The organism is Pseudomonas sp. NFACC32-1 (assembly GCF_900101215.1).
Classification (GTDB): domain Bacteria; phylum Pseudomonadota; class Gammaproteobacteria; order Pseudomonadales; family Pseudomonadaceae; genus Aquipseudomonas.
Window position 1 is genome coordinate 36,156 of record NZ_FMUL01000016.1, and the last position, 17,209, is coordinate 53,364.

Annotated in this window: 19 protein-coding genes; 7 read left to right on the forward strand and 12 right to left on the reverse strand. The window is 61.8% G+C overall.

Annotated elements, in window-relative coordinates; all coding sequences use genetic code 11:
* Window positions 1-39: 39 nt before the first annotated feature.
* From BLP99_RS21440 to BLP99_RS21455, 4 genes are all read right to left on the reverse strand, one after another.
* The gene (locus BLP99_RS21440) at window positions 40-1,326 is read right to left on the reverse strand and encodes an MFS transporter (RefSeq protein ID WP_072398721.1); all 1,287 of its coding nucleotides are present in this window, start codon (window positions 1,324-1,326) and stop codon (window positions 40-42) included.
* 337 nt (window positions 1,327-1,663) lie between these two features.
* Window positions 1,664-2,206 (reverse strand): DUF2937 family protein, encoded by a 543-nt coding sequence (locus BLP99_RS21445; protein WP_072398720.1) that lies wholly within the window; start codon window positions 2,204-2,206, stop codon window positions 1,664-1,666.
* A 12-nt stretch (window positions 2,207-2,218) separates the two neighbouring features.
* Window positions 2,219-2,995, reverse strand: a complete 777-nt coding sequence (locus BLP99_RS21450) for a class II glutamine amidotransferase (protein ID WP_072398719.1) — start codon at window positions 2,993-2,995, stop codon at window positions 2,219-2,221.
* A gap of 33 nt (window positions 2,996-3,028) precedes the next feature.
* The gene (locus tag BLP99_RS21455) at window positions 3,029-3,526 is read right to left on the reverse strand and encodes an MFS transporter (protein WP_072398718.1); all 498 of its coding nucleotides are present in this window, start codon (window positions 3,524-3,526) and stop codon (window positions 3,029-3,031) included.
* Between the two features lie 155 nt (window positions 3,527-3,681).
* Between BLP99_RS21455 and BLP99_RS21460 the strand changes: the two genes are divergently transcribed.
* Both BLP99_RS21460 and BLP99_RS21465 read left to right on the forward strand, forming a co-directional pair.
* Window positions 3,682-5,736 carry a S9 family peptidase gene (locus tag BLP99_RS21460; protein ID WP_092181683.1) on the forward strand — a complete coding sequence of 685 codons (2,055 nt, stop codon included), beginning with the start codon at window positions 3,682-3,684 and terminating at the stop codon, window positions 5,734-5,736.
* Window positions 5,737-6,022: 286 nt separating this feature from the next.
* On the forward strand, window positions 6,023-6,496 hold the full coding sequence (locus tag BLP99_RS21465) for a cyclic nucleotide-binding domain-containing protein (protein ID WP_072398716.1): 474 nt from the start codon (window positions 6,023-6,025) through the stop codon (window positions 6,494-6,496).
* Between the two features lie 110 nt (window positions 6,497-6,606).
* On the opposite strand, the gene BLP99_RS21470 is transcribed toward BLP99_RS21465, so the two are convergent.
* Complete coding sequence (locus BLP99_RS21470; RefSeq protein ID WP_072398715.1) at window positions 6,607-6,894, reverse strand: hypothetical protein; 288 nt, start codon at window positions 6,892-6,894, stop codon at window positions 6,607-6,609.
* Window positions 6,895-7,039: 145 nt separating this feature from the next.
* On the opposite strand from BLP99_RS21470, the gene BLP99_RS21475 reads away from it, so the two are divergent.
* The 3 genes from BLP99_RS21475 (at window position 7,040) to BLP99_RS21485 (ending at window position 8,554) form a co-directional block, all read left to right on the forward strand.
* Entirely contained in the window at window positions 7,040-7,414 is a 375-nt protein-coding gene (locus BLP99_RS21475) for a YajD family HNH nuclease (RefSeq protein WP_003184246.1), read from the forward strand.
* Between the two features lie 214 nt (window positions 7,415-7,628).
* On the forward strand, window positions 7,629-8,099 hold the full coding sequence (locus tag BLP99_RS21480; protein ID WP_072398714.1) for an RNA methyltransferase: 471 nt from the start codon (window positions 7,629-7,631) through the stop codon (window positions 8,097-8,099).
* A 77-nt stretch (window positions 8,100-8,176) separates the two neighbouring features.
* Window positions 8,177-8,554 (forward strand): YgaP family membrane protein, encoded by a 378-nt coding sequence (locus BLP99_RS21485; protein ID WP_072398713.1) that lies wholly within the window; start codon window positions 8,177-8,179, stop codon window positions 8,552-8,554.
* Between the two features lie 127 nt (window positions 8,555-8,681).
* Here BLP99_RS21485 and BLP99_RS21490 read toward each other — a convergent pair whose 3' ends face one another.
* Entirely contained in the window at window positions 8,682-9,911 is a 1,230-nt protein-coding gene (locus tag BLP99_RS21490) for a hypothetical protein (RefSeq protein ID WP_072431924.1), read from the reverse strand.
* Between the two features lie 32 nt (window positions 9,912-9,943).
* Entirely contained in the window at window positions 9,944-10,393 is a 450-nt protein-coding gene (locus BLP99_RS21495; protein ID WP_072398711.1) for a YcgN family cysteine cluster protein, read from the reverse strand.
* A gap of 159 nt (window positions 10,394-10,552) precedes the next feature.
* Between BLP99_RS21495 and BLP99_RS21500 the strand changes: the two genes are divergently transcribed.
* Window positions 10,553-11,146, forward strand: a complete 594-nt coding sequence (locus BLP99_RS21500) for a nitroreductase family protein (protein ID WP_092181686.1) — start codon at window positions 10,553-10,555, stop codon at window positions 11,144-11,146.
* 51 nt (window positions 11,147-11,197) lie between these two features.
* Here BLP99_RS21500 and BLP99_RS21505 read toward each other — a convergent pair whose 3' ends face one another.
* The 4 genes from BLP99_RS21505 to BLP99_RS21520 all read right to left on the reverse strand — a co-directional run bounded on the left by BLP99_RS21505 (window position 11,198) and on the right by BLP99_RS21520 (window position 15,542).
* Window positions 11,198-12,130 (reverse strand): D-2-hydroxyacid dehydrogenase, encoded by a 933-nt coding sequence (locus BLP99_RS21505; RefSeq protein WP_072398709.1) that lies wholly within the window; start codon window positions 12,128-12,130, stop codon window positions 11,198-11,200.
* A 122-nt stretch (window positions 12,131-12,252) separates the two neighbouring features.
* Window positions 12,253-12,546, reverse strand: coding sequence for a YcgL domain-containing protein (locus tag BLP99_RS21510; protein WP_053155846.1), 294 nt, complete (start codon window positions 12,544-12,546; stop codon window positions 12,253-12,255).
* Window positions 12,543-13,676, reverse strand: a complete 1,134-nt coding sequence (gene rnd, locus BLP99_RS21515; protein WP_072398707.1) for a ribonuclease D — start codon at window positions 13,674-13,676, stop codon at window positions 12,543-12,545. The genes BLP99_RS21510 and rnd overlap by 4 nt, the downstream gene beginning before the upstream one ends.
* A 216-nt stretch (window positions 13,677-13,892) precedes the next feature.
* Window positions 13,893-15,542, reverse strand: a complete 1,650-nt coding sequence (locus tag BLP99_RS21520; RefSeq protein ID WP_092181689.1) for a phosphoethanolamine transferase — start codon at window positions 15,540-15,542, stop codon at window positions 13,893-13,895.
* 341 nt (window positions 15,543-15,883) lie between these two features.
* On the opposite strand from BLP99_RS21520, the gene BLP99_RS21525 reads away from it, so the two are divergent.
* Entirely contained in the window at window positions 15,884-16,816 is a 933-nt protein-coding gene (locus tag BLP99_RS21525) for a LysR family transcriptional regulator (RefSeq protein ID WP_072398705.1), read from the forward strand.
* 3 nt (window positions 16,817-16,819) lie between these two features.
* On the opposite strand, the gene BLP99_RS21530 is transcribed toward BLP99_RS21525, so the two are convergent.
* Window positions 16,820-17,185 carry a 5-carboxymethyl-2-hydroxymuconate Delta-isomerase gene (locus BLP99_RS21530; protein WP_072398704.1) on the reverse strand — a complete coding sequence of 122 codons (366 nt, stop codon included), beginning with the start codon at window positions 17,183-17,185 and terminating at the stop codon, window positions 16,820-16,822.
* Between the last annotated feature and the right edge of the window lie 24 nt (window positions 17,186-17,209).

The following is a 17,209-nucleotide window of genomic DNA, read 5'->3' on the forward strand; positions in this document are numbered from 1 at the left end:
GATTTTGAGCACTGGGGCCTGTGCCCCACAGATTAACAGTTACTCGGCTTCCAGCTGCTTGCCTTGGGTTTCCGGCAGGCTCAGGGCTGCCAGGATCACCACGCCGTAGGACACCGCCGCGAACGCACCGATACCCACGCTCAGCGGTACTTTCTGGCTGAGCAGGCCGATCAACAGGGGGAACAAGGCCGCTACCGCACGCCCGATGTTGTAGCAGAAGCCCTGTCCCGAACCCCGGATTCGCGTGGGAAACAGCTCGGTCAGGAACGAGCCCATGCCACTGAACATGCCGGAAGCGAAGAACCCCAGGGGAAAGCCCAGCCAGAGCATCACGTCGTTGCTCACTGGCACCTGGGTGTACAGCAACACGATGGTGAACGAGCCGATGGCGTAGAGCACGAAGTTCTTCTTGCGCCCCAGGATGTCCGACAGGTAGGCACTGATGACATAGCCGATGTAGGAACCGACGATCACCATCGCCAGGTATCCGCCGGTGCTGAGCACGCTCAAGCCACGCTCATTCTTGAGGAATGTCGGCAGCCAGGAAGTGATGGCGTAGTAGCCACCCAAGGCACCGGTGGTCAGCAGGGAGGCGCGGATCGTGGTGAACAGGATGCCGGGAGCGAAGATCTCGTAGAACTTCGCCGGGTTCTGCGGCGTCAGCCGGGCCTTGGTCTGGTTATAGACTTCCGGGTCCTTGACCAGCCGACGGACGAAAATCACGAACACCGCCGGGACGATGCCGAGGATGAACAGTGCCCGCCAGGCATCTTCCGGTGGCAGCACCGAGAACAGCAGAGCATACAGGATCGCCGTCATGCCCCAGCCCAGGGCCCAGCCCGACTGCACCATGCCGACGGCCTTGCCGCGGTCCTTGGCGCGGATCACCTCGCCCATCAATACTGCGCCGGCGGTCCATTCGCCACCGAAGCCGAAGCCCATCAGCGTGCGGGCGATCAACAGTTGCTCATAGTTCTGGGCGAAGCCACACAGGAAGGTAAAGAACGCAAACCACAGCACCGTCAGTTGCAGGGTACGCACCCGGCCGATACGGTCCGAGAGAATCCCCGCCACCCAGCCGCCGATGGCTGAAGCGATCAGGGTACTGGTGTGGATCAGCCCGGCCTGGCCGGTGGTGATGCCCCACATCGCGATCAGGGTCGGCACCACGAAACTGAGCATCTGAGTGTCCATGCCATCCAGGGCGTAGCCGATCTTGCAGCTCCAGAACGTGCGGCGCTCCTGCTGGTTGATGTTGCGATACCAGTCGAACGGGCCGGACCGGGCCTGGGGCTGGGGGACGCCGAGGGTGTCGGGTGCACTCATGGTGGTTCTCCACGGTTTTATTGTTCTAAGCCTCGACGATGCACGCAGAGACCGGTTGCCCTCGATTCTTGAGCGCGCACGCCATCGCGTCCAACGAATAAAACCTTGGCCGGGTCATAAGAAAAATTTGATTGGTCAGGATGTGGGCCTGGCTGGCAAGTCTGCCCGGGCACCCTTGTGGCGAGGGGATTTATCCCCGCTGGGGCGCCAAGCGCCCCCTGTAAGGCCACCACTGTGTGTCAGGCAGGATCATTTCCATTGCTGCATCGGGGGGGGGGCCGCTTCGCTGCCCAGCGGGGATAAATCCCCTCGCCACAGGAGCACTACGAACGCAATGTCAGAGCCCGCGCAGGTCCCGCTCTTCGATCGGCCGGCTCTGGCGCAGGCGCTTGCCGCCCAGCACCACCCAGTCGATCAGACGGAACAGGCATTCGAGGCCGAAAGACAGCAGCATGGCCCCGCCGATGCCCCAGAGCATGGCTTCGGGGGTCAGCAGGATCTGGTAGCTGTAGCCGTTCCAGGTTTCCTTGCGAATGTCCGGATCGGCGGCCAGCGCCACCTGCAGCACTCGGATGTACCACGGCCCCTGCATCGCCTGGAACTGTTTGTCCAATGCCTGCTGGCGCACCAACAGGGTGTTCAGACTGTCGGCATCGCTGCGAAAGATCGGGTCTTCGCTGGCGCGATAATGGGCCACCAATGCCTGCATGTCGCCTTTGAAAAACTGGTTGGCGGTGTCCTGGAAGCCGCGCAGGCCCGTCTGGGCTTCGATCAGGTGCGCCTCGACCCGCTTGGCGTAATCGTTGACGAACCCCGGCACCTGCACCCCCACCAGCAGGCCCACCGCAAACAACACAAGCCGTAGATAACTGAGCAACATAACGTGACGTCCTTATTCGGTATCGCCATGGCTGACGCATTCGCCGCGCCGCCACAGGCTCCATTGGCCCGGTTCGTAGCGGGTCCAGGTTTCGTTTTCGGTCAGGGGTTCGGTGGCGATCACCGTGACCACGTCGTTGGGCGTGGTTTCGGCCTGGAAATCCACGATCACGTCCACATCCTTGAGGCGCGCCGGGCCAAACGGTGCACGACGGGTGATCTGGGCCAGTTTGGTCGAGCAATAGCAGAACAGCCAGTCGCCATCGCTGAGCAGGCAGTTGAACACACCCTTGCTGCGGTATTCGCTGCAGGCCTGGATCAAGGACGGCAGCAACGACTCCACCTCGACCGGCTCCGGAAAGGCCTGGCGCACGCGGTTGAGCAGATCGCAGAACGCCGCTTCGCTGTCGGTATCGCCCACCGGCCGATAGAAACTGGCCTGGGGCTGGAAATCGGCGAGCTGGCCATTGTGGGCGAAACACCAGTTGCGCCCCCACAACTCACGCACGAACGGGTGCGTGTTGGACAGGCAGACCTTGCCCACATTGGCCTGGCGGATATGCCCGATCACCACTTCGCTCTTGATGGGATAACGTTGCACCAGGTTCGCCACTTCCGATTCGCTGCTGGCGGCCGGGTCCTGGAACAGACGCAGGCCACGCCCCTCATAAAAGGCGATGCCCCAGCCATCCCGATGCGGGCCGGTCTTGCCGCCGCGCTGCATCAGCCCCGTGAAGCTGAACACGATGTCGGTCGGCACATTGGCGCTCATGCCCAATAACTCACACATGCTCGGACTCTCGCTTGAAGGGGGCAGGCCTGGCTACAGACGCGGTTCGATACGCGAACGCTGAGGGTTTCCCGGCACCGGCGGGCGACCGTAACGGTCATCCCCGGCCACGCCGAACGGGGGTGCATCCTCCACGTCATCGGCGGCGGCAGCGGCTTTCGCGGCAGCGGCCCGCTCCTTGCGAGCGTTGGCGGCACGCTCGATGGGGAAACGGATCAGTACCACGATCAGGTAGAGGCCGAAGGCAATCATGCCGTACATGAACAGATCGGACACCGCCCGCCAGGCGTTGTTGCCGACCTTGAACAGCACGTCCAGGGCCACGATGGCCAGGGCCGGGGCGACCTTTTCCTTTACCGGGTCGACGATGGTGGGGCTGAACAGCAACACGGCCATCAGCAGCCGCAACGGCTCGCGCAACCAGCGCCACATGAAACGCGTCATGCGCATCCATACCAGCAGGCAGCCCAGCGCGGCGAAGGCGTATAGGCCCCAGGCGATCAGATAGTCGTTCTCGGTCATGGTGTCCATGGCAAGGCAGGCAAATAGGCGCTTATAGTAACGGCTTTTCGCGCTTGAGGCTGCCCCGGCGTCTGCCCGGTGAGCTGTGTGGACAGTCCGACCGGCCAACAGAACTAATCGCACAGGTCACCTGTCCTTTTTCGTACAACGTTCGAGAGTCTTTCATGCCCCTATCTGCCCACGTTTCCAACGCCCCGATTGCCCGCAGGGACATCGGCGTCGACCCGTATGCCTGGCTGCAGGAGCGCGACACCGAGGCGGTGCTCGACTATCTCAAGGCCGAAAACAGCTACCAGGAGGCGCAACTGGCCGACCAGGCCGAACTGCGCGAAACCCTGTTCCAGGAGATCAAGGGGCGGATCCTCGAGACCGACCTGTCCCTGCCCTCCCCTTGGGGGCCATACCTGTACTACACCCGCACCACCGCCGGCGATGAGTACCCGCGCCATTACCGCTGCCCGCGTCCGGCCGACGACAGCCTGACCGTGGACGAGAGCCGCGAGCAACTGCTGCTGGACCCGAACGAACTGGCCGGCGGCGGGTTCTTTTCCCTGGGTGCGTTCAGTATCAGCCCCGATCATCAGCGCCTGGCCTACAGCCAGGACACCTCGGGCGATGAGATCTACACCCTGTTCGTGAAGGAGTTGTCCAACGGCAAGGTCAGTGAACTGTCCTTCGAAAACTGCGACGGCAGCATGACCTGGGCCAACGACAGCCTCACGCTGTTTTTCGGCGAGCTGGACGATACCCATCGGCCTCACAAGCTCTGGCGTTATCGGTTGGACGGTACCGCCGCCGAGGAAGTGTTCCATGAGCCGGACGGGCGTTTCTTCCTGCATTGCTACCGTTCAAGTTCCGAGCGGCAACTGATCCTGTCCCTGGGCAGCAAGACCACCAGCGAAGTGTGGGTGCTGGACGCGGCGCAGCCCCAACAGCCCTTCACATGCCTGGCGCCCCGGGTGGAAGACCACGAATATGACGTGGACCACGGCCTGCTCGAAGGTCAATGGACGTGGTTTATCCGCAGCAACCGCGACGGCATCAACTTTGCCCTGTACCAGGCACCCGACACCGGCGTGGCGCCGGTCGAGGCCGATTGGCAGAACCTGATCCCCCACAGCGACACGGTGATGATCGACGGCCTGAGCCTGAACGCCGGCGCCATGACCTTGAGCTTGCGCGAGGGCGGGCTGCCCATCATAGAAGTTCACCCACAGGGTTTGCCGGCATATCGGGTGCAATTACCGGACGCAGCCTACAGCCTGCATGTGCAAAACAGCCTGGAATTCGTCAGCGAGCGTATCCGCCTGCGCTATGAGGCCCTGAACCGTCCGGCGCAGGTCCGTCAGTTGCAGTTGGCCAGCGGCGAACAGGTGGTGCTCAAGCAAACCCCGGTGCTGGGCCCGTTCGATGCGGACGCCTATGTCAGCCAGCGGCTTTGGGCGAGCGCGCCGGACGGCACGCAAGTACCCATCAGCCTGGTGATCAAGCGCGAAGCCCTTGGCCGGCCGGTGCCTTTGTACCTCTATGGCTATGGCGCCTACGGCGAGAGTCTCGATCCGTGGTTTTCCCATGCCCGGCTGAGCCTGCTCGATCGCGGTGTGGCGTTTGCCATCGCCCATGTACGCGGCGGCGGCGAACTGGGAGAAGCCTGGTATCGCGCGGGCAAACAGGAGCACAAGCACAACACGTTCAGCGACTTCATCGCCTGTGCCGAGCACCTCATCGCCCAGGGTTTCACCACGGCCGAGCAGCTGGCAATCAGCGGCGGCAGCGCCGGAGGCCTGCTGATCGGCGCGGTGCTCAACCAGCGTCCGGAGCTGTTCAAGGTCGCCATTGCCGAAGTGCCGTTCGTCGATGTGCTCAACACGATGCTCGACCCGGACCTGCCATTGACCGTCACCGAATACGACGAATGGGGCAATCCCGAGGAGCCGGCGGTCTATGATCGGATCAAGGCCTACGCCCCGTACGAGAACGTCAGCGCCCAGGCCTATCCGGCGCTGCTGGTGATCGCCGGGTACAACGACAGCCGCGTGCAGTATTGGGAAGCGGCCAAGTGGGTGGCGAAATTGCGTGCCACCAAGACCGACGACAATCCGTTGCTGCTCAAGACTGAACTGGGCGCTGGCCACGGTGGCATGAGCGGTCGCTATCAGGGATTGCGTGACGTAGCGCTCGAATATGCGTTTGTGTTGAAGGTTTTGGGGCTGGTCTGAGGAACTCTGTGGCGTGGTCGGGTCTTAGGCTCTGTACGAAAAGTCTCGAAACACAGGTCAGGCGAGGCAGTTATTCAACGCAGCATGAACGAGTATCAAGGCTTTTCGTACAGAGCCTGGCTCCCTGTACCACTCCCCCCAAGGCGATATAGGGTTTGCCCGCGATAGCGATGTGTCAGTCAATATCGACGCCGACTGATTCGGCGCCATCGCGAGCAACTCGTTCCCACACGGGGTCTTCTTCAATCCGAAACCGCAACAGACACAAGAAAAAGACCGTGAAGACATGCCAGAACCGACCTTACTGAACAATGAAATCCGCGACTGGCTGATGGACTGCGGCCTGTTCGACCAACTGTTGCCCGTGGATTTCGCCGCAGCCTCAGGCTATTTCAGCATCAGCGCCATTGCCCAGGGCGAAGCCATTTTCCGCGAAGGCGATGCCGGCAGTTTCATGTGCATCATCCACACCGGCCAGGTGGCCGTGCAAAAAGCCGGCCCTGACGGTCAGCCCGTGACTATCGCCACCCTGCGCAGCGGCCGGGCATTCGGCGAAATGGCCGTGCTGGACGGTGAACGGCGTTCGGCCAGTTGCATCGCGGCCAGTGATTGCCAGCTGCTGAACCTGGGCAAGGACTCCCTGGAAAAAATGCTCAACGACGCCCCGAAGGTCGCCGCCAAGATCATCCGCGCCCTCGCCGTCTCCCTGTCCAAGCGCCTGCGCATGGCCGATGGACAACTGTTGTCGCAGCAGGTCTAGCACCCTTTATCAGGCCCTTGAAAATCGCTGGCAGGACCAATATGGGCCTGGCTGATCCGATGCCATCGCGAACAGGGTTATTGCCATTGCGCAAGCCAGGCGACTCAGGGCTAACCCCCCGGCGACTTAGCCTTTGGCGGTTTCGGCTCCATCCCCGGTAGAGGCTGGTCCTTGGGCGGCCTGGGCATCTCGATGGGCGGCAGCAACGGCGGCCCACCGCTGCCGGGCCCCGCCTGGGGCGCGCTGCGAGGAACCACAGGCGGGTATGGCATGGGTGTAGCGGTACCGGGCGAACCGGGGATGCTCGGCGGACTCACCGGGATCGTCGGCTGCTGGCCGTGTGCCCAACCGATCGAAAGTATCGCCAGGACGACCGCCGTTAGCAGGGTGCGCTTCATCAATGGCTCCGTGGCTATTGTCCATGTAAGGCTAGCTGCTGCTCGGGGGTTTGCCTTGCCGGTGCATCAACCGGCATCGCGAAGGCCGGCAGTGCTGAGCTAAACTCTGTTCAACCGTCATCAGTCTTCTCCAAAAGGTGAACCCATGAGTTCGTCCACACCGCCGTCCAATACCGCCAAGCTGGACCGCATCCTCGCCGACGCCCAGCGCGACCGGGAAATGGGTTATCGCGACAAAGCCCTGAAAATGTATCCCCATGTCTGCGGCCGCTGCGCGCGTGAATTCTCTGGCAAGCGCTTGAGCGAACTGACCGTTCATCACCGCGACCACAACCACGACAACAACCCGCAGGACGGCTCCAACTGGGAGCTGCTGTGCCTGTATTGCCACGACAACGAGCATTCGCGCTACACCGACCAGCAGTATTTCGGGGACGGTTCCCTGAGCACGCCGAAGATCGCGAAGGCGACCCACAACCCTTTCGCCGCGCTGGCCGGGTTGATGAAAAAGGACGAGTGAACGCTGCCACCCGAGAGATCTCACCCCAGTGTTCCAAGGTCCGTCGAGCGTTTTTCAGGGGGCAGGCCCGCTCTCACAGGTGAGCGGGCCATAGCAGCGCCAATGTGGAAACGAACCTGCTCGCGATAGCGATGCAAGAGCTTGCCCCATCGCGAACTCACCCCACTTCCGCATTCCCCGTATAATCGCGCCTTTTACCAAAGGCATCCTGCCCGTGGCCAACAAACGCTACAGCTGCATCGGTCTGTTCAACCCCAAGTCGCCGGAAAACGTCGGTTCGGTCATGCGTGCCGCCGGCTGCTACGGCGTGGCGTCGGTGTTCTACACCGGCAAGCGCTATGAACGCGCCGCCGACTTCGTCACCGACACCAAGAAAGTGCATTACGACATTCCCTTGATCGGCATCGACGACCTGAAAAAAATCCTGCCCCTGGGCTGCGTACCGGTGGCCGTTGAGCTGGTGGAAGGCGCCCGCCCCCTGCCCGAATACACGCATCCGGACCGGGCCCTGTACATCTTCGGCCCCGAAGACGGCTCGCTGGACAAGGACATCCGCGACTGGTGCGAGGATGTGGTGTACATCCCCACCAACGGCTGCATGAACCTGGCCGCCACCGTCAACGTCGTGCTCTACGACCGCATGGCCAAGGGCAACAACACACGCTCGGGGCCGCAATTCCGCTGACCGGTGCGAAATTCCATTGAACGACGGATCTGCTCCGACAGTCAGTTTTATACAAATTCCCATACCGGAGACAGATCATGAGCGATAACAATCCGTTCGAGCCGATTGAGTCCACCCCTTTTCAGTCCCGTCCCGTGCAAAACGTACATGGCTGGGAGCGCGCGGGCTCCCTGGCCGGCGGTGTGCTGATGATGGGCAAGGGCCTGCGTCGTGGCGGCATCATCGGTCTGGCTCAGTTGGCCATCGGCGGCATGGCGCTGGCCCGGGGCATCACCGGGCATTGCTCGGCCAAGACGCTGCTGGAAAAGAATCGTCAGAACCTGCGCAACGCACGCGCGCGGATCGAGCAGGCCGGCGATGAACTGACCCGCATGAAGGCCAACGCCGAAGCGGCGACCCACACGGCCACGGTGACGGGGAATGATTCGTTGAGTTCGCCCAAGGCGGGGCTTTGATCGGGCAGATGCAACTGCGCTGATGGCCTTGGCGCCAACAGGCTCGCTCACACATTGATCGGATCGGACACAGATGATGTGCCCCTGAAGAACCAACGTGGGGACGAGCCTGCTCGCGATGGCAGTGTCACTGGAGCAAGCGTGTATCCAGCACCGTAGAGCCCGCCCCCAGGATATTTTCGCTGAGCTGGACAAATTCCTCGGTATCGATCGTTTCCAGGCGCATCGCCGCTTGCAGGACATCGTCCAGGGAGCGTTTGTTACGGGTCTTCAAGCGAATCTCCCGATCCAGCTCCTGCAGCAACAACACCGCCCTGGCCACCGTCGCCGGGTTGACCTGCTCGCCGCGCAACGTCGTCACGCCCTTGCTGTCCCGGGCTAGGCGTTCATTCAGGGCCTGATAGCGGTCATCACTCATGCCGCCGGCGCGGCGCAGCAATTCCACGCCGTAATACTCGGCCAGGCCTTCGCTGATCCAGTCGCTGCGCTCGCTGTCGTTGATGCGCACGAGCGCCTGCACCAACTCGCGCAGCAACGGGCTGTTGCCCCGTTCGCTGACCAGCGGCGGCCGGCTGTGCAGATAGATCGACTCATGACCGGCCTGGGCTCCCCGCCAGAAAGGATCGGCCGCGCCAACGATCAACAGCTTCGGCGGGTGCCGCGGGATCAGCGCCTGCACCTGCGGCCAGACGAACGTCAGCAGGGTCAGGACGTCCATCCGGCGCATGCCCTGGCCCTGGGGCGATGCGACTGTCACTTCGGTTTCGCCCAGGCGCGCGCGGCGACTGCCGAGCTTGCCGGCAAGTATCCAGCCCGTGGGACGGTCGAACAGGCGTGACGGGTTATCGATGCGAAAGCGTTGCTTACCAATGCGCGGCCAAGGCGTTTCGACGCTTTTCCAGCCATCGGGCAATGCCACTTCCAGGCGGGCTACCAGTTCCACACCGTCCTGCTGGTCGAGCCGGGCCGCCGGCACCAGGTCGTCGCCGCGCAACAACGCCCAGCCAGGGGTCATGCGGGTTTCGAAAGCGCCGCTCTTGCGCTCATGGCTGATGCGCACGCGATAGCTCAGGCTCGCCTTGTCGGGGCCCGGTTGCCAGACGCCTCGGGCCTCCTGGCCGGAGGTGAGCTGCCACTTCCCGTCTGCCTTGAAGTCGCTGTAGCGGCTACCGTCGCCCAGGTCGAAATCCAGGCTACGCACTGCCGAACCCCGTGCCAGGGTCAAGCGCACCTCGGCCTGGTCGCTTTTTGGCAACAGATGGACGTGATAGTCCAGGTCGACTTTCTGCGCCGCCCACAGCGGTCCGCTCAACGCCAGCCACCCAAGGACCAGCGTGCGTCTCAATCCTTCAGCCATGCACTTCCCCTGGTGTCGCGACGTCCGGTGGCTCAACCGGCGCGGAATATCAGATGGTCTTCCCAGTCATCTTCGGCCACGCTGCCTTCGGCCAGCATGCGCCCGGACTGGGAAATGCGCTCATGGTGCACGGCGTCGCGGTCGCCGCAGACCAGGTGATGCCACAGCGGCAGGTCCTTGCCTTCGCTGACCAACCGGTAACCGCAGGTCGGCGGCAACCATTTGAACTCGTCGGCCTTGCCCGGCGTGAGCTGGATGCAATCGGGCACGAAATCGCGACGGTTGGGGTAGTTGGTGCACTGGCAGGTCTTGAGGTCCAGCAGTTTGCAGGCGATGCGCGTGTAATAGACGCTGTTGTCTTCTTCATCCTCGAGCTTTTGCAGGCAGCAAAGACCGCAACCGTCACACAGCGACTCCCATTCCTGGGCATCGAGCTGATCGAGGGTCTTGCGTATCCAGAAGGGTTCGACTTTGGCGGCCATGGCTCGGGCATCAACATCAGGTGGTGAAAAGGCCGACAGTCTAGTGCCGGGGCCTCGCCAGGCCAAGCATTGGCGACTGTCGGTAGGCGGGGCTTGTCAGGCCGGGCAACGGGCAGTAGGTTGCGTCATTCCCGTCCCGAACCCGAGCAGGTCATCTTCATGAGCGCCAATCCCCGCATCGCCGATTACGCCATCCACCCGCAATTCATCGAACGCTGGTCTCCGCGCGCGTTCACCGGCGAGCCGATTGCCGAAGAAACCCTGATGGGCTTTTTCGAAGCCGCGCGCTGGGCGCCGTCGGCCTACAACTCGCAACCCTGGCGTTTCCTCTACGCACGCCGCGACACGCCGAACTGGGAGCGCTTCCTGGGCCTGCTCAACGAGTTCAATCGCAGTTGGGCCCAGCACGCCTCGGCATTGGTGATCGTCGTCTCGAAAACCACCTTCGCAGTACCCGGTGCCACCGAGGAAACCCCGGCTCAGAGCCACACTTTCGATACGGGAGCGGCCTGGGGTCACCTGGCGCTGCAAGCCAGCCTCAGTGGCTGGCATACCCACGGCATGGCCGGTTTCGACCACGAACTGACCCGCCAGGAACTGAAGATTCCCCAGGGCTACGCCCTGCACGCAGCCGTGGCGATCGGCAAGCTGGGGGACAAGTCCACCCTGGCCGAATACCTCCAGGCCCGGGAAACCCCAAGCCCGCGCCGGCCGTTGAGCGAGCTGGTGACCGAAGGCGATTTCACCCTGTAGTACCTGCGCCAGCGTGGGGGCGAATGCGCTCCCACGACCGGTCCGGCCGTCTCAATAACCCCGGGCGAAGTCCACTTCCCCGCGCAGGGCTTCGCCCGCCTGATAGGCCCGCAGGTTTTCCAGGAACAATTGCACCAGCATCGGAGGCGATGTCGGTGCCGAGCTGTGACCGGTCAGCAACAGGCCCCATGCCGTCCAGAACGGGTGACGCTGCGGCAGCGGCTCCTGGCGGCAGACGTCGATCACCGCGCCGGCCAGGTGCCCGTCCTTCAAGGCCTGCACCAGGTCCGCGTCCACCACGGCCACGCCGCGACCGGCATTGATGAACAGCCCGGTAGGCTTGAATTGCCTGAACAGCGCCGCGTCATACACGTCGTGGGTCTGGGGCGTGTTGGGCAGCAGGTTGATGACGTAGTCCACCTCACCGACCAGGCGCGGCAGGTCCTTCATCGTCCCAACCTCGAGGAAAGGCGCCAGCTCCCGTGCCTCGCTGGCGATGCCATAGAGCTGCACGCCAAAGGGCACGAGGAACTTCGCCACACACTGGCCGATATCGCCGGTCCCTACAATCAACGCCTTGCGCCCCGCCAGGCCTTGCCCCTGGCGGTTGTCCCACTTGCGCTCCACCTGGCTGACCAACCGCGCCAGCACTTCGCGTTCATGGCCAAGCATGTAGGTGAGCACGTATTCGGCCATCAGCTGGCCGAAAATGCCCACGGCGCGGGTCAGACGATAGTCCCGCGTCAGGCCCTCGGCCAACAACGGCGTAATGCCTGCCCAGGTCGATTGCAGCCAGCGGGGTCGATGGCCCTGACGCAACAGCGTCGCCAGCAGATCGGGCTGGCCAAGCCAGACCGGACAGTCGCTGGCCAGGCGCGACAGTTCGGCGGAGTCGCCGCTGGTCAGGACTTCGAGATCGGGTGCAGCCTGGCGCAGCAATTGGGCATACACCGCGTGGTCGTGTTCGGCAATCAGAACGCGCATGAATCAAACCTTTCAAAAACAGTGCAGACGACTGCCGACAGAGTGTCGCTCCATCCATGCGGCAATCGCCAGGAAATCCAGTATCGTTCAAGAGGCGCCAGGACAGGCGCCCCTGGGGTGCGTCAGACCGGGTCGTTGCGGCGCAGCAACTCTTCGGGCAGATGCTCGATGTATTCGTCTTCGGCCGGTGGCATCTGCAAGTGATACCCCTGGGTGTCGAGGTTCTCCAGCACCTTGTTGATGTCCTCGCGGGACAGCTGTCGCTCGGGGCTCAGCACCAGGTCGAACACATGGGTCGCCTTGCCGAAGGCAGCCAGCAATGGCTCGGGTACCCGCGCCAGTGCATCGCTCTTGAGCACATAGAGGTACATCTCGTTTTTCTTCGAGCTGCGGTAAATGGAGCAGATACGTTTCAAGGCTGTTCTCCGGCAGTGGCCAGGCTATCGAGCAGTGCCTGGCCCATCAATTCGCGGCGCCAGCCACGCAGCGAATCGGGCAATTGGTAAGGACCCTCGGGGAAGCCGCTCTTGATCAGCGCTTCGAGGGTTTTCTTGCGCAGCATCAGTTCCGGGGCGATGCCCAGGCGTTCGGCCTCGGCCTGCCCCAGTGCCCGCAGTCGCTTGACCAGCGCCGAAGCCTCGATGGGCAACGGCTCTGGCACGGCCGGGGGCCATTGCTCGGGCGGCACGTTGGCGGCGCGTTTAATCAGGTCCAGCAAAAACTCGCCATCCTGGCGCACGGTACGTGGGTGCATGTCCTCGATTTTCGCCAGGGCACCGAGGTTATCCGGTTGGGTACGGGCCAGGGGCCATAGGGAATGCTCGCGTATGATCCGGTTGCGTGGCAGGTCACGGGCCCGCGCCTCCCGCTCACGCCAGGCGCATAGTTCCCGCAGCACGGCCAGTTGGGCGCGGGACAGTTTCCAGGCCAGCTTGGCTTCGCGGTAGACCTCGTAAGGATCGACTTCGCGGCGCAGGTTGGCGACCAGCTCGGCGCCGTCTTCCAGAACCCAGGCGTACTTCTCATCGGAAAGCTTCGGGCGCAGTTGTACGAAAACTTCCGCCAGGTGCACTGCATCTTCGGCGGCGTAGCTGATCTGCGTCTCGGACAAGGGCCGCTGCAACCAGTCGGAACGGGTCTCGCCCTTGGGCAGCTCGATGCCCAGCACGTCTTGCACCAACCGCGAATAGCCCATGGAGAAACCCAGGTTCAGGTAGGCGGCGGCCAACTGGGTGTCGAACAATGGAGCGGGCAGGCTGCCCGTCAGGCGCAACAGCACTTCAAGGTCTTCGCTGCAGGCGTGCAGCACCTTGAGCACCGCCGGGTTTTCCAACAATGCCGCCAGGGGCTGCCAGTTATCGATGGTCAAGGGGTCGATCAGATAGGCACGCGTGCCATCGCCGATCTGCAGCAGGCCGGCAATGGGGTAAAAGGTGTCGACCCGCATGAATTCGGTGTCGAGGGCGACGAATGGCAACTGTTGCCATTCGGCGCAAAACCGACCGAGGCTATCGTTGTCGCGAATCCAGTGAATATCGATGGCCACACGGCTCTCCCTTGAAGAATGGCGCGCAGTATATATCGCCGTCAGCGATTGCGAGCATCCATAGAGCAAGAGCCTGAGAGAAATCGCCTGCGCAACGGCAAGAATAGTCCTACATTTTGATTTATTGCTCGACAGCAGTCAGGGCGTCACTCGGACATGCCCGCCGCTAAAGGGGCGGTCCGATGAAAGATTGAACGCCCCGGATGAAAGCAAACATCATTGGCGAGCCAGCACTCCATCGATCACGGCGCCGCGACAGTTGGCGAACATGTCCAGATCCGGGTTGTAGACCTTGCTGTTGACCTCCAGCAACCCAAGCATCGAATGGAACAGGTTGTCCTGGGACAGGGGCTTTTCCCGACTCAGTTGAAGGCAATGGGTGTCGACCGAAAAGGACTTCTGATAGCTGTCGGAAAACCAGGCGAGCATTGCCACGTGCTTCTGCTGCTCAGGGGCCAGCATATAGGGCGTGCCATGCAGGAACAGGTTGTATTCGCCCAGGGACTCGCCATGGTCCGACAGATACAGCATGGCCGTGTCGACCTTGTCCTGATTGGCCCGCAACAGGTCGATCAAGGTCGATAGCACGTGATCGGTGTACACCAAAGTGTTGTCGTAGCCGTTGACGATGCTTTCGCGACTGCAATTGTTCAACGCGTTGCTTTGGCACACTGGGGTGAAATGTTCGTACTGCTTGGGATAACGCTTGAAGTATTCCGGCCCGTGGCTGCCCATCTGGTGCAAGACCAGCACCGTATCCTTGTCCAGGGTGTCGATGAAATGCTGCAGCCCCTGCAACAGGATCTCGTCGCGACATTCGCTATTGGCGCACAGGTCCGGGTCCTTGAGATTGCTCACGTCCTGAACGGTGACCCGGTCGCAGGTGCCCTTGCAGCCGGACTGGTTGTCCCGCCAGATCACTTCCAGGCCGGCGCGCTTGAGCACGTCCAACAGGCCTTCTTCGTTCCTGGCCTTGCTGGCGTCATAATCCTTGCGCCCCATGTTGGAAAACATGCACGGCACCGACACAGCGGTTTCGGTGCCGCAGGAATGCACGTCGGTGAAGGCGATCAGGCCGGCCTCGTGGTCCAGGTTCGGCGTGGTGTCGCGGTTATAGCCGAGGATGCCGAAGTTCTCGGCGCGGGCGCTCTCTCCTACCACCAGTACGGTGAGGGACTTGCGGGCATGGGTCTGCCAGGCCGGATTGCGACTCGCATCCTCCCCCAGCCTGATGAACGGTTGTTCGGCGGACGCGACCTGCTCACGCAGGTAGCCGAATGAGGCACCGATGTAGTTGCTCGGCACGACCATCAGGCGCAACTCGTGGTGGTTGCGAAACAATGACGACAATCCTTGGTAATTGATCAACGCGACCCCACCGATGACGGCCACAGAAACCATACCAACCAATAACTTGCTTAATAACTCCCTGGGCCACCGGCGATAATTGATTGGTATCTTCCACAACAACCAGGACGGCAATACGCCGAGCAATCCCAAGTAGGCAAACAACTTCAATGACAATAGATCACGCACTTCCGTGGCGTTGGTTTCGGCGAAGTTGCGAAACATGCCGGCATCGATCAGCACACCGTACTGGGCCATGAAATAGGCAACGCCGGCGCTGATCAAGAACAGCAGTATCAACACGGGCTTGAGCACTGGACGGAACGCCACGAGGGTGAGCACCAGGTTGAAGGCACAGAAGATCATCACGACAAATGCCAGGCCCATCAGCATGCCCCGGCCATCGGTCGCCGTGATGCTCAGCAAGTGCTCCCATAGAACAGTGTTGAAGGCAACGAGTAAAAAGGCACTGGCGACCAGCGTCACCCACTCGGGGCGCACGGCTTTAATAGGCAGCATAATGATTGATGGCTTCCTGAAAGTTGCTCTTTGAAAAAGAACTGCCGAAACGAAGTGTGAAAATTCGTTTTTCACGGCAACACAAACTTTAGGTAGGCCACCATCAATTTTTCGTGAAAAAGTTGCTACTAAATTATTTTTTAAGAGGCACACATCAAGTGTCGGGGCGGCAGCCGAAGCGGGCCTGACTCGTCTTCGTGCCTGTCGTGTTCCCTACACTATCTGTCCCGTTCCCGACCGTGAAACAGCCTGCGCGGCATTCACTTGGAACCATCGTTCCGCTAGGATCATCGGTCTGGTTTGCGCAAGATCCGCGCAAGGAGCACAGCGAGAAGCAACGGATGCTGAACAGTAACTCCCTCAGAAAGCTGGATATGCAGGACCTCATGGTGTTTAGCGCCGTGTACGAGCAAAGCAGCGTCAGCGGCGTGTCCGAGGCATTGTGTGTCAGCCAGTCAACGGTCAGCTACTGCCTGAAGAAATTGCGCACCTGTTTCAAGGACGAATTGTTCGTCAACACCCGCACCGGCATGCGCCCCACCTATAAAGCCGTAGGCATGTACGACCATGTGCGCAGCATCCTGCAAAGCATCAACCGGTGCCATGACGGTGCCCCCACCTTCGATCCCACCCGGCACGCCGTCACGTTCAACATCTGCGCGCCGGAATACTTCGAACAACTGATCCTGCCGAAGCTGCTCCAGGACTTCGACTATGCGGACCTGCCGGTGGCGATAAACATGCACAAGCTCGAGACGGACATCCCCGCCCAGGGCCTGCGCGACGGCAGCCTGGACCTGGTGATCTGCTTCGGCCCGCACTTCCACAGCGACCATGCCGACTTCAGATCCCGGCAATTGCTGGAAGATGACCTGGTCTGTGTGCTGGATAGGCAGGCGGCGCCACTGGAGCCGCAATTGAACCTTCGATCTTTCGTACAGCGCCGGCACGTTTTTCCGTCGCCCTGGATCTCATCCACCAACATGGTGGACGGCTGGCTGTCACGGCAGGCACACCAGCGACAGATTGCAGCGCGCGCCAATAGCTACAGCGCGGCCTTGAAGATGATCACCGGCACCCACTTCATCCTGACCCTGCCTCGCCGCATCCAGAGGCTGCTGGCCGACGAGGCGGTGTTCAGTCACTGCGAAGCTCCCAAGGGGCTGCCAGGGTTTACCTTGAACATGCAATGGAGCCAGGCAGCCGACCAGGACAGCGCCAATGCCTGGCTGCGAGAACAGATCGTCAAGGCTTGCGCCGGGCTTGATGCCTGAGTTTCAGTTTTCGATGACAGCCTTGGCGTAGGAGCCCCGGTCCATGTCCGCCATTTCCACGCTGCACTGCACGCTGAGCCCTGCCGGCCATGGGCCCAGCTCCTGGAGCACCGCCAGCAGGCTGTCGGCCAGTTGTTTCTTGATCTCCGGCGAACGGCCACTGAGCAAGGAGAGTTTCACATGCACGAAACCTCGCTCGCCCAGACCGGTGCCCACCCGAAAATGCTCGACTTTCCTGGCGCGGCTCTTGATATCCGACTCGGCCGCGAACTGACCGGACGCCACCAGCGCATTATTCAGGCGCAGCAAAGCCACATCGGCATTCAACTGGGGCAGATTGGGGGTGTACTCGAGGTGCAGGTGAGGCATGTTTCGACTCCGGTTCGAAATAAG

What these genes read in the sequence shown, in the direction of transcription:
- BLP99_RS21440 (WP_072398721.1), bottom strand. Translation starts at nt 1,326, where the DNA reads ATGAGTGCACCCGACACCCTCGGCGTCCCCCAGCCCCAGGCCCGGTCC.
- BLP99_RS21445 (WP_072398720.1), bottom strand. Translation starts at nt 2,206, where the DNA reads ATGTTGCTCAGTTATCTACGGCTTGTGTTGTTTGCGGTGGGCCTGCTG.
- BLP99_RS21450 (WP_072398719.1), bottom strand. Translation starts at nt 2,995, where the DNA reads ATGTGTGAGTTATTGGGCATGAGCGCCAATGTGCCGACCGACATCGTG.
- BLP99_RS21455 (WP_072398718.1), bottom strand. Translation starts at nt 3,526, where the DNA reads ATGGACACCATGACCGAGAACGACTATCTGATCGCCTGGGGCCTATAC.
- BLP99_RS21460 (WP_092181683.1), top strand. Translation starts at nt 3,682, where the DNA reads ATGCCCCTATCTGCCCACGTTTCCAACGCCCCGATTGCCCGCAGGGAC.
- BLP99_RS21465 (WP_072398716.1), top strand. Translation starts at nt 6,023, where the DNA reads ATGCCAGAACCGACCTTACTGAACAATGAAATCCGCGACTGGCTGATG.
- BLP99_RS21470 (WP_072398715.1), bottom strand. Translation starts at nt 6,894, where the DNA reads ATGAAGCGCACCCTGCTAACGGCGGTCGTCCTGGCGATACTTTCGATC.
- BLP99_RS21475 (WP_003184246.1), top strand. Translation starts at nt 7,040, where the DNA reads ATGAGTTCGTCCACACCGCCGTCCAATACCGCCAAGCTGGACCGCATC.
- BLP99_RS21485 (WP_072398713.1), top strand. Translation starts at nt 8,177, where the DNA reads ATGAGCGATAACAATCCGTTCGAGCCGATTGAGTCCACCCCTTTTCAG.
- BLP99_RS21490 (WP_072431924.1), bottom strand. Translation starts at nt 9,911, where the DNA reads ATGGCTGAAGGATTGAGACGCACGCTGGTCCTTGGGTGGCTGGCGTTG.
- BLP99_RS21495 (WP_072398711.1), bottom strand. Translation starts at nt 10,393, where the DNA reads ATGGCCGCCAAAGTCGAACCCTTCTGGATACGCAAGACCCTCGATCAG.
- BLP99_RS21500 (WP_092181686.1), top strand. Translation starts at nt 10,553, where the DNA reads ATGAGCGCCAATCCCCGCATCGCCGATTACGCCATCCACCCGCAATTC.
- BLP99_RS21505 (WP_072398709.1), bottom strand. Translation starts at nt 12,130, where the DNA reads ATGCGCGTTCTGATTGCCGAACACGACCACGCGGTGTATGCCCAATTG.
- BLP99_RS21520 (WP_092181689.1), bottom strand. Translation starts at nt 15,542, where the DNA reads ATGCTGCCTATTAAAGCCGTGCGCCCCGAGTGGGTGACGCTGGTCGCC.
- BLP99_RS21525 (WP_072398705.1), top strand. Translation starts at nt 15,884, where the DNA reads ATGCTGAACAGTAACTCCCTCAGAAAGCTGGATATGCAGGACCTCATG.
- BLP99_RS21530 (WP_072398704.1), bottom strand. Translation starts at nt 17,185, where the DNA reads ATGCCTCACCTGCACCTCGAGTACACCCCCAATCTGCCCCAGTTGAAT.